Annotated in this window: 12 protein-coding genes; 7 read left to right on the top strand and 5 right to left on the bottom strand. The window is 71.7% G+C overall.

Annotated features, from left to right (window positions below):
• Positions 1-11: 11 nt before the first annotated feature.
• The 4 genes from G3I71_RS24510 to G3I71_RS24495 all read right to left on the bottom strand — a co-directional run bounded on the left by G3I71_RS24510 (position 12) and on the right by G3I71_RS24495 (position 6,051).
• Positions 12-3,206, bottom strand: coding sequence for an amidohydrolase family protein (locus G3I71_RS24510; RefSeq protein WP_164317271.1), 3,195 nt, complete (start codon positions 3,204-3,206; stop codon positions 12-14).
• Between the two features lie 155 nt (positions 3,207-3,361).
• Positions 3,362-3,562 carry a YbdD/YjiX family protein gene (locus G3I71_RS24505; RefSeq protein WP_164317269.1) on the bottom strand — a complete coding sequence of 67 codons (201 nt, stop codon included), beginning with the start codon at positions 3,560-3,562 and terminating at the stop codon, positions 3,362-3,364.
• Positions 3,559-5,736 carry a carbon starvation CstA family protein gene (locus G3I71_RS24500; protein ID WP_164317267.1) on the bottom strand — a complete coding sequence of 726 codons (2,178 nt, stop codon included), beginning with the start codon at positions 5,734-5,736 and terminating at the stop codon, positions 3,559-3,561. The genes G3I71_RS24505 and G3I71_RS24500 overlap by 4 nt, the downstream gene beginning before the upstream one ends.
• 93 nt (positions 5,737-5,829) lie before the next feature.
• Positions 5,830-6,051: a DUF3311 domain-containing protein gene (locus G3I71_RS24495; RefSeq protein WP_164317265.1), complete on the bottom strand. Its 222-nt coding sequence runs from the start codon at positions 6,049-6,051 to the stop codon at positions 5,830-5,832.
• Between the two features lie 169 nt (positions 6,052-6,220).
• On the opposite strand from G3I71_RS24495, the gene G3I71_RS24490 reads away from it, so the two are divergent.
• The 4 genes from G3I71_RS24490 to G3I71_RS24475 all read left to right on the top strand — a co-directional run bounded on the left by G3I71_RS24490 (position 6,221) and on the right by G3I71_RS24475 (position 10,016).
• Positions 6,221-7,783, top strand: coding sequence for a sodium:solute symporter (locus G3I71_RS24490; protein ID WP_164317263.1), 1,563 nt, complete (start codon positions 6,221-6,223; stop codon positions 7,781-7,783).
• Positions 7,780-8,418, top strand: coding sequence for a SigE family RNA polymerase sigma factor (locus G3I71_RS24485; protein ID WP_343243063.1), 639 nt, complete (start codon positions 7,780-7,782; stop codon positions 8,416-8,418). Before G3I71_RS24490 ends, G3I71_RS24485 begins: the two co-directional genes overlap by 4 nt.
• The gene (locus G3I71_RS24480; RefSeq protein WP_239149327.1) at positions 8,415-8,771 is read left to right on the top strand and encodes a hypothetical protein; all 357 of its coding nucleotides are present in this window, start codon (positions 8,415-8,417) and stop codon (positions 8,769-8,771) included. Before G3I71_RS24485 ends, G3I71_RS24480 begins: the two co-directional genes overlap by 4 nt.
• An 81-nt stretch (positions 8,772-8,852) precedes the next feature.
• The gene (locus tag G3I71_RS24475; RefSeq protein ID WP_164317261.1) at positions 8,853-10,016 is read left to right on the top strand and encodes an MFS transporter; all 1,164 of its coding nucleotides are present in this window, start codon (positions 8,853-8,855) and stop codon (positions 10,014-10,016) included.
• Between the two features lie 26 nt (positions 10,017-10,042).
• Here G3I71_RS24475 and G3I71_RS24470 read toward each other — a convergent pair whose 3' ends face one another.
• On the bottom strand, positions 10,043-11,689 hold the full coding sequence (locus tag G3I71_RS24470) for a family 43 glycosylhydrolase (RefSeq protein ID WP_164317259.1): 1,647 nt from the start codon (positions 11,687-11,689) through the stop codon (positions 10,043-10,045).
• A gap of 181 nt (positions 11,690-11,870) precedes the next feature.
• Between G3I71_RS24470 and G3I71_RS24465 the strand changes: the two genes are divergently transcribed.
• From G3I71_RS24465 to G3I71_RS24455, 3 genes are all read left to right on the top strand, one after another.
• On the top strand, positions 11,871-12,755 hold the full coding sequence (locus G3I71_RS24465) for an alpha/beta fold hydrolase (protein WP_203731192.1): 885 nt from the start codon (positions 11,871-11,873) through the stop codon (positions 12,753-12,755).
• On the top strand, positions 12,755-13,504 hold the full coding sequence (locus G3I71_RS24460) for a maleylpyruvate isomerase family mycothiol-dependent enzyme (RefSeq protein WP_164317255.1): 750 nt from the start codon (positions 12,755-12,757) through the stop codon (positions 13,502-13,504). Before G3I71_RS24465 ends, G3I71_RS24460 begins: the two co-directional genes overlap by 1 nt.
• A gap of 88 nt (positions 13,505-13,592) precedes the next feature.
• Positions 13,593-15,080, top strand: coding sequence for an MFS transporter (locus G3I71_RS24455; RefSeq protein WP_164317253.1), 1,488 nt, complete (start codon positions 13,593-13,595; stop codon positions 15,078-15,080).
• The last annotated feature ends 32 nt before the right edge of the window (positions 15,081-15,112 follow it).

Raw genomic sequence — 15,112 nt, 5'->3', positions numbered from 1 at the left:
CCGACCGGCTCCTACGGTGAGCAGCAGCCCTCGCGTCGCATCTGGCGGCTGACCTCCAGCCAGTCCTCGGCCGAGGCCGACTGCCGTGGGTCGAGGCCCCGTGCGGAGCTCGGCTCGAAGGCGTCGACCAGGTCCGCCTGCTCGAAGGGGATGCCGCCGCGCAGGACCGCCACGGTGCGGATCAGGGTGGCGAAGTCGGTGAACGGGTCGCCGTCCACGACCGTCAGGTCGGCGAGCTTGCCTTCTTCCAGCGTGCCGAGGTCCGCGTCGGCGCCGAAGACCCGTGCGGGCAGCAGGGTGGCGGTGCGCAGCGCCTCCGCCGGTGACAGTCCGGCGCGGTGCAGTGCGCGCATGGACAGGTGCAGGTGCAGGCCCACCGGGACGAGCGGCTGGTCCGTACCGAGCGCGACCAGGCCGCCCGCCGCGAGGATCCGCCGGTAGACGTCCAACTCCCGGTCCAGAGTCGCAAGTTGGGCCTCGGCGGGTGGCAGCCCCGCCTGTTGCCGGACGAGCGCGGTGTCCCACGGCGGCATGAGTGTGGTGACCCGCGGGTCGTCCGCGAGCGCGGGGTCGGCGCCGAGCAGCGGAAACGCCGTGAACGGGGTGGCGACGAGGTGGAAGTCGGTACGGGTGTAGATCTCCTCCACGTCCTGGTAGGCACGCCCCGTGGCCGTCGTCGCGTGCCCGAACTCCAGTCGCTGCGTGGCCTGCAGATGGGTCGTCAGATCCTGGCCCAACTGCACGCCGGGGCTGCACAGATGGCTGCCGCTGCGTACACCGAGCCGTTCGTGGGCGAAGTCGGCGGCCTCCTTCATCACCCAGCCGGGGGCTCGTACGTACGTCTTCACGAAGTCCCACTCCAGCGCCTCCGCACGTGCCAGTGAGCGGCGCAGGCCCTCGGGGGTGCGGTGGGCGCGGGCCATGCTGTAGGCGACTCGGTCCCCGTCGAGCAGTTCGCCGGTGGACAGCAGCCGGGGTCCGGCGAGTGCGCCTGCGGCGACCGCCTCCCGGATGCGGGCCTGCTCGTACGCGAAGCCGCCGAGGGAGACGGCTGTCGTGATGCCGTACGCGATCTGCAGCGCGGTCTGACGGCCGCCGTACGTGGACTGCCAGGGGTGGGTGTGCGCATCCCACAGGCCCGGGATCACGGTGCGTTCGCTCGCGTCGATCCGGCGCACGGCCGGGCGGCCGGCCAGGTGCGGCGCGACCTCCGCGATCCGCCCGCCCCGGACGACGACGTCGATGTCCTCGCGGACGTCCGGCCCGGTGCCGTCCCAGAAGCGGCCCGCGTGCACGACCGTGTCGGCCGGTCGGGGCCTGCGGTAGTCGAGCGGGACGCGGACGGTACGAGTGCCGCCGTCGGCGATGTCGATCAGGCGCAGGGTGCCCGCCGAGAGGTAGAGGAGGGTACAGGCATCGGCGGACCAGGACGGATGGTCGGCCGGTTCGGTGGTGAGCCTGCGGGGCTCCCCGTCGGGGGTGCCGTCGGCGCGGACCGGCAGCAGCCACAGGGCCGACTCGACGACGACCGCCATCCAGCGGCCGTCCGGGGACCAGACGGGGCCACAGGCGTAGCGGTCGGCGATCGAGGTGTGCGGGGCGACAGCGTGCAGGGCGGCGGTGCCGGTGGTGGTGTCGACGACCCGGATGAGGTTGTAGCCCTCGCGGAAGCGCTGGTTGACGCGGTTCCGGTCGCACAGGGCGACGTACCGGCCGTCCGGCGACCAACTGGGCCGGCCGGGCAGGCCACCGGCGCCGAGCGCTGCGGCGAGGACCCGTTCGGCGCCGTCGGGCAGGTCGCGCACCACGAGGTTGCCCGACATGTCCAGGCAGGCCAGCCGTGTCCCGTCGGGCGAGAGGGCGGGGAAGACCCGGCCGCCTCCGGCGAGCACGGTCTCCGCGCCGGAGGCGAGGTCGCGGCGCCGTACGGTGAACAGGCCGTCGCGGTCGTCGGCGTATACCAGCGCTGTACCGTCGGGCGTCCAGGTCGGCGCCAACACATAGCGTGTGGTGGGGACTTGGAGAATCCTGCGGGGCGGACGGCCGCCCTTGGTGCCCGCGGTCCACAGCGCGTTGAGCGCGGCGAAGGCAACGGAGCGGCCGTCCGGGGAGAGTGCGGGCAGGTGGAGGGCGCGGACGGGACGGGTGGCGGTGCCCTCGAAGTCGTACGTCTTGACGCGGTGGTCGGGCCGCTGCACGGGCAGCGTGGCCGTGAACGGGATCTCCTCGCTGTCGTCCGGCGCGGCCGGGTCGAGCAGGCGGAAGTGGCCGTCGATGTTCAGCAACAGCCGTTCGCCGTCCGCCCAGCGAGGCGGCGCCGGGAGAAGGTCGCCCTCGACGGCGATCGTCGTACCGTCCACGACGAGGGTGCAGGAGGCGGCCGGTGCGGCCGTGGTGCGGAGGTAGGCGAGGCGTCCGGCGGGCGAGACGGCGGGGGTCATGAGCTGGGCGCCGGAGCCGTCGGTGTGCTCCGTGGTGACCGGGCCCGAGCCGTCGGCGGCCACCGACGCCACGGTGGCCGCGCGGAGGGTGCCCGGTGCGGGGACGGTCCCGCGCACGAACAGCACCCGCTCGCCGTCGGGTGACCACGTGGGATCGAAGTCCTCCCAGGCGGTGTCCTGCCCGGGGCCCTGCTGTCCGGGGCGCCCGGTGAGCCGGGTCAGCGCGCCGGTGCGCACGTCCACGACCCACACGCGGTACGGGGCTCCGGTCACGGTGTCGCCCCCGCGCTCGGAGGCGAACGCGATCCGGTTGCCGTCCGGCGACCAGGCCGGCCCCCGGTCGTCCCACGGCCCCTCGGTGAGCTGCCGCAGCCCGCTGCCGTCGGGCCGCAGCGTCCAGAGGTGGAAGCCCCCGCCTCGGTAGGCGCACACGACGAGACGGCTGCCGTCGGGCGAGAACTGCGGGCGCGTGGGTTCGAGCCCGGGCGAGGTCAGCGCGACGGCGGTTCCGCCGCCACGCGGCACGGACCACAGCACGTTCTGGACCTCGGCGACCAGCCGGTCACCGGAGGGGGCGAGGGTCGCGGAGCCACCCGTGGCGGCGGTGAAGGTGAGACTGGTCGCCGCACGTGGCGCGGCGGTCGCGACCGGCGTACCGGCGTTGGCGAGCGCGGTGCCTGTGGCGGTGGCCTGGAGGAATCTACGGCGGGAGAGCGGGCCGGTCCGGGTGTCGTCCGGGGTGCTTGAGGTGTCTTGGGCGTCCAAGGGAGCTCCCGATGCACGGAGTTGGCGTGTCGGACAGGTCGGGCAGCAGCGTCCAGTGGGAAACGTACGGGGCGGAGCCCGTTTCCGGACCCCGCCCCGATGCTTCTCGGCCGATCTTCACCCGGTCCCCGGTCCCGGAAGCTGCGTGCCGGGTGTCAGCAACAGCGGCTCTGCGGGTGGGTCTCCCGGTGCCGGGTGCGCAGTACCTCGTACTCGCGCCGGGTCGGTACCGGGGCGTGCGGGTGGTGGCCGAGGTGGCGTTCGCGGAATCGGTCGTACTCGGCCTCTCCGGTCAGCTCGCGCAGATACCAGCGCACGTACCGGAACACGGCCCGCGCCCCGCTGCCTGCTCTCATGAGCGGGCCCCCACCAGCGGCTCGGCGGCGTCCTCCCGCACGTCGATGCGGGACTCGACGTACGGCGACTCGGTCGTCGGGAACGGGACGGGCGAGCGTACGGCTCGTACGCACACCACGGCCGCGTTGGCGATGACCACCACGACGAGGAGCAGGAACACGGCGATCAGGACGCCGTCGACCGTGGAGTTGGTGACCACGGTGTGCATGTCGTCGAGGGTCTTGGCAGGAGGCAGGACCTGACCGGCGTCGATGCCGTCGGAGTACTTGGCGCGCTGGGCGAAGAAGCCGACCCGGGGGTCGTCGGAGAAGATCTTCTGCCAGCCGGCGGTGAAGGTGATCGCGACCACCCAGGCGAGCGGAACGCCGGTGACCCAGGCCCAGCGCAGTCGGCCGGACTTGATCAGCACCGTCGTGCAGACGGTGAGGGCGATGGCCGCGAGCAGCTGGTTGGCGATGCCGAAGAGCGGAAAGAGCTGGTTGATTCCGCCCAGCGGGTCGGTGGCGCCGGAGTGGAGGAAGTAGCCCCAGGCGGCCACGACGAGTCCGCTGCACAGCCAGATGCCGGGCTTCCAGTTGACCCGGCCGATGGGCTTCCAGACGTTGCCGAGCATGTCCTGGAGCATGAAGCGTCCGACCCGGGTGCCCGCGTCGACCGTCGTGAGGATGAACAGTGCCTCGAACATGATCGCGAAGTGGTACCAGAAGGCTTTCAGGGCCGCCCCGCCGAAGATCCCGGAGAAGATCTCCGACATGCCGACGGCGAGGGTCGGCGCGCCGCCGGAGCGGGCGATCAGCGTCTGCTCCTCCACGGCCTTCGCCGCCTGCGTCAACTGGTCGGGAGTGATGGTGAACCCGAGTCCCGCCACCGCGTGGGAGGCGGATTCGGCGGTGGTGCCGAGCAGTCCGGCGGGGGCGTTCATGGCGTAGTACAGGCCGGGTTCGAGGGTGGCCGCGGCGATCAGGGCCATGATCGCGACGAACGACTCCATCAGCATGGCGCCGTAGCCGATCATCCTGACCTGGGACTCCTTCTGGATCAGCTTCGGAGTGGTCCCGGAGGCGACCAGTGCGTGGAATCCCGAGAGGGCGCCGCAGGCGATGGTGATGAAGAGGAACGGGAAGAGCGAACCGGCGAAGACCGGGCCGGTGCCCGAGGAGGCGAAGTCGCTCACCGCGTCGGCCCGCATGACGGGCGCGGCCACGACGACCCCGACGGCGAGCAGCGCGATGGTGCCGATCTTCATGAAGGTGGAGAGGTAGTCGCGGGGCGCGAGCAGCATCCACACCGGGAGGACGGAGGCGACGAAGCCGTATCCGACCAGGCAGAAGACCAGGGTCGTCGGGCTGAGGGTGAAGGTGTCGGCGAGCGAGGAGTTCTGGATCCAGCTGCCGCCGACGATCGCGAGCAGCAGCAGCGCGACCCCGATGAGGCTGGTCTCGACGACCCGGCCGGGGCGGATGACATGCATCCAGAAGCCCATGAACAGGGCGATGGGGATGGTCATGGCGACGGAGAAGGTGCCCCACGGGGAGTGGGCGAGCGCGTTGACCACGACCAGGGCGAGCACCCCGAGCAGGATGATCATGATGGCGAAGACGGCGATCAGGGCCGCCGCGCCGCCCGCCCGTCCGATCTCGTCCCGGGCCATCTGCCCGAGCGACTTGCCGTCCCGCCGCATGGACAGGAACAGCACCACCATGTCCTGCACCGCCCCGGCGAAGATCACTCCGGCGACGATCCACAGGGTGCCGGGCAGATACCCCATCTGGGCCGCGAGGACCGGCCCCACCAGTGGCCCGGCGCCCGCGATGGCGGCGAAGTGGTGGCCGAGGAGCACGCGGCGGTCGGTCGGCTGGAAGTCGACGCCGTCATCGAGGCGTTCGGCGGGTGTGGCCCGGCGGTCGTCCGGCTTCAGGACGCGCCGGACGATGAAGCGGGAGTAGAAGCGGTAGGCGATGGCGTACGAGCCGAGGGCGGCCATCACCAGCCAGACCGCGGAGATCTCCTCGCCCCGGGCCAGCGCGAGGACTCCCCAGCCGACCGCGCCGACCAGCGCGACAGCGGCCCACAGCAGGATCGAGCGTGGCGTCATCCGGGAGGGACCGGAGGGCGTGGACGGCGGGCCCTTCGGCGCCGGTAGGGCGGATTCGGGCATGGCTGATGCGGGCATGGCGGCTCCTCACCTGACGGTGATGGGTGATTGCTGGGATGCGACGGGCGTGCGCTGTTCAGCGAGGGTGGCGTGGGTGGCCGGCCGACCCGGTCAGGGGTCGCGGCCTTCTTTCCCGGTCAGCGCGTATGCGGCGAGCAGGCAGACCCCGCTCCCCGGTACCCAGGCGAGCTGGTACCAGTAGAAGAACGGCGTCCCGGCGAGATACGGGCTCTCACCGGCGTACCAGGGGACCCACAGCAGCCCGGCCGCGGGCGCGAGGAGCAGCACGGCGACGGCGACGTACCGTAGCCGCCGGTGTCCGGTCCGTGCCATGGTCTGCGCTCCCTTCCCGCTCGTTGTGGGTCTGTGCAAGAGTTGCCCACCCGACGGAAACGGTTGACATCGAATTTCCGTCAGATTTCCCGCCGGTTCCCTGTCCTCCGAACCGGCCCTCCGCGCAACTCTCCGGCGAGGGCTTCAGGCACACCAAGGACGGTGACCCATGGCGGACAGCGCCATGACCGCGACGTTCCTCGCCGTGATCGGCGGGGCGTCGCTGCTCGCCGTGACCGCGCGCCGTCTGCGCCCCAGCGACCGGCTGCCATCGCTGGAGGGCTGGGCACTGGCCGACCGGAGCCTCGGCCCGGTGTGGACCTGGCTGCTGCTCGGCGGCACGATCTTCACCGCGTACACCTTCACCGCCGTGCCCGGACTGGCGTACGGCAACGGGGCGCCCGCCTTCTTCGCGGTGCCGTACACGGTGATCGTCTGCCCGCTCGCGTTCGTCCTGCTGACCCGGCTGTGGGCGGTGGCCCGGCGGCACGGGTACATCACCGCCGCCGACTTCGTGCGCGGCCGGTACGGCTCGCCGCCGCTGGCGCTGGTGGTCGCGCTGACCGGGATCCTCGCGACGATGCCGTATCTGGCGCTCCAACTCCTGGGCATACGTGCCGTGTTGACCGCCGGAGGTCTCTATCCGCGAGGCGCTGCCGGGGACCTGGTGATGGTGGCGCTGTTCGCGGGGCTCGCGGTGGCGACCTACCGGCACGGGCTACGCGCACCGGCCGTCATCTCGGCGCTCAAGGCGGTGGCCGTCTTCGTCTCGCTCGGCGTGGTCTGCTGGCTGGTCCTCGACCGGTTCGGCGGGCCCGGGCCCGTCTTCGACGGGGCGGCGCTCCGCCTCGGCGGAACGGACACCGCCCACTCGCCGCTGATCCTGTCCCCCGCGCAGCAGCCGGCGTACGCCACGCTCGCCCTGGGCTCCGCGCTGGCGCTGCTGATGTATCCGCATGTGCTCACCGCCAGTTTCGCGGCCGACGGCACGCGCACCGTCCGCAAGGTCACCGTGGCGCTGCCCGCGTGGACGGGGTTGCTGGCGCTCTTCGGCTTCCTCGGCATCGCGGCCCTGGCGGCGGGGGTACGGGCACCGGAGGGCGGTGCCGAGGCGGCGGTGCCGATGCTGGTCGACCGGTTGATGCCGGGGCCGCTGGCGGGCCTGGTGTTCGGCGCGATCACCGTGGGCGCGCTGGTCCCGGCCGCGGTGATGTCGATCGCGGCGGCCACCAGCTTCGTACGCAATGTGTACGTCGAGTACGTGCATCCGACGGCCACGCCGAAGCGGCAGGTGCGCATCGCCAAGGCGGTGTCGCTGACCGCGAAGGTGGGGGCCGTCGCGTTCGTGTTCGGGCTGCGCGACCAGGACGCCGTCAATCTCCAACTGCTCGGCGGTGTCTGGATTCTGCAGATCTTCCCGGCCGTCGCCGTCGGGCTCTTCACCGGTCGGCTGCATCCGCGCGCACTGCTCGCCGGGTGGGCCACCGGCATGATGGCCGGAACGTTCATGGTCGTGCGGGAGGGCTTCTCGTCCATCGTGCCGTTCGGTCCCGCCGACCAGCCCCTGCAGATCTACGCGGGGCTGGCCGCCCTTCTGCTCAACCTGGCCGTCGCCGTGCTCGGCACCGCCGTCCTCGAACGTCTCGGCGTCCCGCGCGGCGCCGACGCGACCGACCTGCCGTCCTGCCTGACCGTCAGGCGGCGCCCCGAGACGGGAGCGAACACCCCGTGAGACGCAGACAGCACACACCCCTGCCGGTGATGCCACCGTTGGCCGCGGCCCTGGCCGAACCGGCCGTCACCGCGCCGCCACATCCACGGCCCGCCGCCCCGAGCGAGATCCTCGCCCCCGTGGCGAGCGATCCGGCCGAGGCCGAACGGGAGGCCGCCCTCGCCGGCCTCTTCGAGGTGCACTACGCCTCGATGCTGCGGCTGGCCGTCCTGCTCGGCGCGGACGACCCGGAGAACGTGGTGGCCGAGGCCTATTACCAGCTCTACCGGAAGTGGCGGCGGCTGCGGGAGACCGGGGCGGCGGAGGCCTATCTGCGCTCCACGGTGTGCAATCTGACCCGGATGCGCATCCGCCACCTCCAGGTGGCCCGCAGGCATGTGGAGAACCCGCCCCTGCCGGACGACGCGGTCGCCTCCGCCGAGAGCACCGCTCTGCTCCACGACGACCAGCGCGTACTGATCGGCGCCCTCCAGCAGTTGCCCGCCCGGCAACGCGAGGCGCTCGTCCTGCGGCACTGGCTGGGCCTCAAGGAGAGCGAGATCGCCGCCGCGATGGGGATCTCCTGCGGATCGGTCAAGACGCACACCGCACGCGGCATCGCCGCTCTCACCAAGGCGATGGAGACACGGCGATGAACGACACCAGCCCGGACCGGGCCGACGAGAACTTCACGGAACAGGACGTCACGGAGCCGGATCTCACAGAACAGGACCGAACAGAACGGCAGTTGCGCGCCGCCCTGGAAACACTGGCCGGCGGGGTGAGCGCCGCCGCCTCCCCCGACGCCTACCGCACGGCGCGCGGCGACTGGCTGCGACGGGAGCGACGCCGCCGACTCGTCCTCGCGGTGCTGATCACCGTCGTCTTCACCCTCGCCGTACTCATCGGCCTGTGGGTCCTCAACCACGCCCCGACCGACCCCGGCGTCATCTTCTCGGGCACACGGAACGCGGTGGTTCCCGGGGCGGTCTCGGGCGTCTCGCCCTGAGCGTCACTCTTGCCCCTATCGCCGATCTCGCCCTAGCCTCATTTTGTGTCACAAATAAACAAAACCCGAACACACAACCCGGTGCCGGGAAACTCCCTCACCCGACTCCGTATCGCCCTCACCGTGTTCTTCGCCCTCGACGGCTTCGTCTTCGCCGGCTGGGTCGTGCGCATCCCCGCCGTCAAGGAACAGACCGACGCCTCCGCCAGCGCCCTCGGCCTCGCCCTCCTCGGCGTCTCCGGCGGAGCCGTCGTCACGATGATCCTCACCGGCCGCCTCTGCCGTCGCTACGGCAACCACCAGGTCACCGTCGCCTGCGCCGTCCTCCTCTGCCTCAGCGTCGCCCTGCCACCGCTCACCCACTCCGCCCTCGCACTCGGCGCCGTCCTGCTGATCTTCGGCATGGCCTTCGGCGGCATCAACGTCGCCTTCAACAGCGCCGCCGTGGACCTGGTCGCCGCACTGCGCCGCCCGGTCATGCCGAGCTTCCACGCGGCGTTCAGCCTCGGCGGCATGATCGGCGCCGGACTCGGCGGACTCGTGGCCGGCGTCCTGTCCCCCACGCGCCATCTGCTCGGCCTGACCGTGTTCGGTCTGCTCGTCACCCTCTTCGCGGGCCGCGTCCTGCTGCGCCACCAGCCGCCGGGTCCACCGGAGAGCTCGGCGCAACAGGCCGGCACCTCACACCGTACGGACCCCCGCGTACGTCGCCTGGTGATCGTCTTCGGTCTGATCGCCCTGTGCACGGCCTACGGCGAAGGAGCCCTGGCCGACTGGAGCGCGCTGCACCTGGAGCAGGACCTGGACGCCACACCGGGTCTCGCGGCGATCGGCTACTCCTGCTTCGCGCTCGCCATGACGATCGGCCGCCTGACCGGTACGACGCTCCTCGAACGCCTGGGCCAGACCCGCACCCTGGTGTACGGCGGTACGACCGCGGCGGCCGGCATGCTGCTCGGCGCGCTCGCGCCCTCCCTGTGGCCGGCGCTTCTCGGCTTCGTCATCACCGGTCTCGGGCTCGCCAACCTCTTTCCCGTCGCCGTCGAACGCGCCGGCGCCCTGGCCGGACCCGACGGAGTCGCGATCGCGTCCACCCTCGGCTACGGCGGCATGCTCCTGGGCCCGCCTGCCATCGGGTTCATGGCCGACTGGTTCTCCCTGCCCACCGCCCTCACCAGCGTGGCCGTGCTGGCGGCCCTCGCCGCCCTGATCGGCGTGACGACGCGACACGCGGCGACGAACTGACGGCACGTCGATCGGCGCCCGGAGAATCAGCCGACGACGCGGGACCCGGTGTCGTACGTGGTCTCGTCGAAGTCGGCGTGCAGGCCCGCGCCGGTGAGATCCCAGGCCCACAGGCCGACGAACGCGCCGGTGAACCCCAGTGACCGGATCTGACCGTCCACGATCTCCTCGGCGTGTTCGTCGGACAGCACGGTGGCGTCGAGGGACGGGCCGAGGGAGCGCCAGCCGGGGCCGGTGTCGTAGCGGAAGCGAAGTGCGGCGCCGTCGAGGTCGAGGCCCAGCCGGAGCCCGGTGGTGTCGCCGAGGCGTACCTCGTCCGCTTCGTCGACGCTCACCGCGCCACGGTCGCAGCTCGCCACACGCAGCACCGTCTCGCCCTGGTCGTCGGCGGTGAGATGCAGGAAGTACCAGGCGCGGGAGTTGTAGTACGCGGTGATCCCGGCCAACTGCTGGACGCCGTACGGCCGGTACTCCACCGTCGCCTCGAACACGCAGCGCGCGGCGGTCACCCGGCGGGCGACCAGGCTCACGCCGGTCAGGCTCTGCGGTGAGCGTCCGCCGCGCAGCCGCAGGTGCGACGGGCGCTCGGTGAGGGAGAGCCAGTCGGGAGCGGCGGGGCGGCGCAGGGTGGACCAGTCGGGGCCGAGGGTCGGCCGGTCGAAGCCGTCGTACTGCCTCGGGCGCGTGTCGCCGCCGCCGTGGGGGGCGTCTTCGGGGTCGGTGGGCGGCAGGTCCGGGGCGGGTACCTCGACGGCGGGCAGGCCGGTCGGGGTGCGGGGCCAGCCGTCGGCGGTCCAGGTGATGGGGGTGAGCGCGGTCTCGCGGCCCAGTACGCACGGCCCGTGGCGGCCGAGGGGCCGGGCGACGAGATACGCCATGTACCACTCACCGCCGGGCGTCTGCACCAGGCTGCCGTGCCCGGCCTTCTGGAGGGGCAGGTCGGGGTGGTCGCGGGCGGTGATCAGCGGGCCGAAGGGGTCACGTTCGTAGGGGCCGGCCAGGGTGGCCGAGCGGGCCACGGTGACCTGGTGGTCGTAGCCGGTGCCGCCGTCGGCGGTCAGCAGGTAGTACCAGGCACCGCAGCGGTAGAGGTTGGGGCCCTCGATCCAGCCGGCCTGGGGCGGCAGCACGATCCTGACCGGATCGCCGGTCGTGCGGCGCGCGGCACGGTCGTACGCGGTCGCCTCAAGTCCCGCCGAGCCGCCGCGCCCCGGACGCCAGTCGTGAACCATGTTCACAAGCCAACTGCGGTCTCCGTCGTGAAACAGGGACGCGTCGAAGCCACGCGCGTGCAGCGACACCGGGTCGGACCACGGGCCGTCGATCGACGGGGCGGTCGTCAGGTAGTTGGGGCTGTCGGTGAAGCCGCCCGTGTACGTCGACACGTTGCTGTAGACGAGGTGGAACAGGCCGTCCACGTGGCTCAGACTCGGCGCCCACACCCCGCCTGAGTCCGGCCGCCCGGTCAGCTCCAGCAGCCGCGCGCTGTCGAGCGCCCCGCCGAGGGACCGCCAGCGCACGAGGTCTCTGGAGTGGTGCAGTCGTACGCCCGGGAACCACTCGAACGTCGACGTCGCCACATAGAAGTCCGGTCCCACCCGGACGATGGACGGATCGGGGTGGGAACCGGCCAGGACGGGATTGCGGATGACCCGTGCGGTCGGCTGCCCCATGAACGCCCACTCCCTGACCTGCGCCGGACCAGCCCTGCCAGATGACGGGCCGATGATCGGATACTCGGATGATCAAGGGGACCGTAGTGTCGAACACGTTCGCAAGCAACGCCCTGTCCACAGTCCGGTCCTGCCCAAAACCCGGTTGCCCGGCCGGAACGGCGCTGGGACAGTCATGACCATGTCTGTCTTCTCCGCGTACGACGGAACCAAGCTGGCCTGTCGAGAACTCGGGGAGGGACCGCCGCTCGTCTGTCTGCCCGGCGGCCCGATGCAGGACTCCGTCTATCTCGGCAACCTCGGCGGCCTGTCCGCGCACCGTCGCCTGATCATGCTCGACCTCCGGGGCACCGGCCGGTCGGCAGTACCGGAGGACTTCGCGTCCTACCGCTGCGACCGCCTCGTAGGGGACGTCGAGGCCCTGCGCGAGCACCTCGGCCTGGACCGGCTGGACCTGCTCGGCCACTCCGCCGGCACGAACCTGGCCGTGCTGTACGCGGCCCGGCACCCCGAGCGCGTCGGCAGACTCGCGCTGATCACCCCGAGCGTGGCGGCCCTCGGCATCACCGTCTCCGGCGACACCCGGATCGGGACGGCGCGGTTGCGCCGGGACGAGCCGTGGTTCCCGGAGGCGTTCGCGGCCCTGGAGGCGCTCGTCGCCGGCCGCGGCGACGCCGACACCTTCCAGGCCATCGCCCCTTTCTGGTACGGCCGTTGGGACGAGACCGCCCGCACCCACCGGGCCGCGGAGGACGGGCAGCGCAATGCCGAGGCCGCGGCCGTCTTCGCCGGCGAGGGTGCCTTCGACCCGGCCGGCACCCGGGCGGCACTCGCCCGTCTCGCCTCACCGGTCCTCGTACTGGCCGGGGAGGTCGACCTCAACTCCCCACCGCCCGCGATGGCCGAGCTCTCGGGACTGTTCCCGCACGCCCAACTGGTCGTCCAGGACGCGGCCGGACACTTCCCGTGGCTCGACGACGCGAAGCAGTTCGTGGCAACCACCGAAGCGTTCCTGAGACAGGGAACCGACTCGGCCACCTCGATCCCAAAATGGAGACTGTCTTGATGGAGACCGCACGCTTCGTGGAAATCCTGGACACGGAGGGCCAGTTGCTGGCCGCTGCCGCCGAGCAGGCGGGGACCGACGCGAAGGTACCGACCTGCCCGGACTGGCAGGTGCGCGACCTGGTGCGGCACGTGGGCGCGGTGCACCGCTGGGCGGCCTCGTACGTCGCCGAGCGCCACACGTCGCCCCAGCGCCTCGGCGACCTGACCGACCTCGACGGCGGCGACCTGCTCACCTGGTTCCGGGAGGGCCATCGCACCCTCGTCGACACCCTCGCCGCGGCTCCTCCCGACGTCGAGTGCTGGAGTTTCCTGCCCGCCCCCTCACCGCTCGCGTTCTGGGCCCGGCGGCAGGCTCATGAGACCGCGGTCCACCGGGTGGACGCCCAGTCCGCCCTCGGCACCGCGCCCTCTCCGCTCGCCCCGGACTTCGCCACCGACGGCATCGACGAACTGCTGCTCGGTTTCCACGCCCGCGCCAAGAGCCGGGCCCGCACGGACGAGCCCCGGGTACTGCGGGTGCGGGCGACCGACAGGGACGACGCGGTGTGGACCGTACGGCTGTCGTCGGAACCGCCGGCCGCCGAGCGCACCACGGATCAGGCCGACCAGGCGGCCCCGGAAGCCGACTGCGAGGTGACCGGCTCCGCCGCCGCCCTCTACCTGGCGCTGTGGAACCGGCAGCCGTTCCCCGGCGTGAACGGCGATCCCGCGCTCGCCGCCCTGTGGCAGGAGAAGTCCGCGGTCTGAAACCGACCTCTTACATCTATCGCGCTTGTTCATTGCACGAGCATTACATGCACTTGCATTCGATGCATACGCATGTACTGTCTCTGTCATGACCTCTCCGCTCAACACCCCGGCGACCGACGGACGCTGGACTCCCCGACTGTGGGGCACCCTGCTGGTGCTCTGCGCCGCGATGTTCCTGGACGCGCTGGACGTGTCGATGGTCGGTGTCGCGCTGCCGTCCATCGGCTCCGAACTCGACCTCTCCACCTCGACGCTGCAATGGATCGTCAGCGGCTACATCCTGGGATACGGCGGACTCCTGCTCCTCGGCGACAGGACCGCCGACCTGCTCGGCCGCCGTCAGGTGTTCCTGGTGGCGCTCGGCGTCTTCGCCCTCGCCTCGCTGCTCGGCGGGCTCGTCGACTCGGGCCCGCTGCTGATCGCCAGCCGCTTCATCAAGGGGCTCAGCGCCGCTTTCACCGCCCCGGCCGGCCTGTCCATCATCACCACGACGTTCGCGGAGGGCCCGCTGCGCAACCGGGCCCTGTCCATCTACACCACCTGCGCGGCCACCGGCTTCTCGATGGGGCTGGTGCTCTCCGGCCTGCTCACCGAGGCGAGTTGGCGCCTGACGATGCTGCTGCCGGCGCCGGTCGCCGTACTCGCCCTGATCGCGGGCCTGAAGCTGCTGCCGCGCAGCGAACGCGAGAAGGACCACAACGGTTACGACGTCCCCGGCGCGATCCTCGGCACCGCCTCGATGCTGCTGCTGGTCTTCACCGTCGTCCAGGCCCCGGAAGTCGGCTGGGCATCGGCCCGCACCCTGTTGTCCTTCCTCGCGGTGGCCGTGCTGCTGACCGTCTTCGTCCGCGTCGAGCGGCGCTCCGCCGGGCCGCTGATCCGACTCGGTGTGCTGCGCTCCGGCCCCCAGATCCGCGCCCAGCTCGGTGCGCTGACGCTCTTCGGCTCGTATGTCGGTTTTCAGTTTCTGGTGACCATCTATATGCAGTCCCTGCTCGGCTGGTCGGCGCTGCACACGGCGCTCGCCTTCCTGCCCGCAGGTGCGGTCGTCGCGCTGTCCGCGACGAAGATGGGCGCGATCGTCGACCGGTTCGGCACCCAGCGGCTGATCGTGACGGGCTTCGCCCTGATGATCACCGGGTACGCGCTGTTCCTGCGCGTCAGCCTCGACCCTGACTACGCCACCCTGATCCTGCCGTCGATGGTGCTGATCGGCGGGGCCTTCGCACTGGTCTTCCCCTCTCTCAACATCCAGGCCACGAACGGCGTCGAGGACCACGAACAGGGCATGGTCTCCGGCCTGTTGAACACCTCGGTCCAGGTGGGCGGCGCGATCTTCCTGGCCGTCGTGACGGCGGTGGTCACCGCGGGCACCCCCGAGAACGCCTCGCCGCAGGCCGTCCTCGACGCCTACCGGCCCGGGCTGATCGTCGTGACCGGCATCGCCTTCGCCGGCCTGCTCGCCACGCTCCCCGGGCTGCGCACCCGGCGCCCGGGCCGGTCCGTCGTGGTCGCCAAGTCCCTTCAGCAACAGGCGGAGACGGTGACCGAACCGGTGGCGGCCCGCGACTAAAAGAGCGTTTTTGCCACCGTGCCCGGCCGGGG

The organism is Streptomyces sp. SID12501 (assembly GCF_010550245.1).
Taxonomy (GTDB): Bacteria; Actinomycetota; Actinomycetes; order Streptomycetales; family Streptomycetaceae; genus Streptomyces.
Note: the sequence above shows the minus strand (reverse complement) of the source record. Positions and strands in the feature narration are given on the sequence as shown.

What these genes read in the sequence shown, in the direction of transcription:
- G3I71_RS24490 (WP_164317263.1), top strand. Translation starts at nt 6,221, where the DNA reads ATGGCGGACAGCGCCATGACCGCGACGTTCCTCGCCGTGATCGGCGGG.
- G3I71_RS24500 (WP_164317267.1), bottom strand. Translation starts at nt 5,736, where the DNA reads ATGCCCGCATCAGCCATGCCCGAATCCGCCCTACCGGCGCCGAAGGGC.
- G3I71_RS24470 (WP_164317259.1), bottom strand. Translation starts at nt 11,689, where the DNA reads ATGGGGCAGCCGACCGCACGGGTCATCCGCAATCCCGTCCTGGCCGGT.
- G3I71_RS24455 (WP_164317253.1), top strand. Translation starts at nt 13,593, where the DNA reads ATGACCTCTCCGCTCAACACCCCGGCGACCGACGGACGCTGGACTCCC.
- G3I71_RS24465 (WP_203731192.1), top strand. Translation starts at nt 11,871, where the DNA reads ATGTCTGTCTTCTCCGCGTACGACGGAACCAAGCTGGCCTGTCGAGAA.
- G3I71_RS24460 (WP_164317255.1), top strand. Translation starts at nt 12,755, where the DNA reads ATGGAGACCGCACGCTTCGTGGAAATCCTGGACACGGAGGGCCAGTTG.
- G3I71_RS24495 (WP_164317265.1), bottom strand. Translation starts at nt 6,051, where the DNA reads ATGGCACGGACCGGACACCGGCGGCTACGGTACGTCGCCGTCGCCGTG.
- G3I71_RS24480 (WP_239149327.1), top strand. Translation starts at nt 8,415, where the DNA reads ATGAACGACACCAGCCCGGACCGGGCCGACGAGAACTTCACGGAACAG.
- G3I71_RS24505 (WP_164317269.1), bottom strand. Translation starts at nt 3,562, where the DNA reads ATGAGAGCAGGCAGCGGGGCGCGGGCCGTGTTCCGGTACGTGCGCTGG.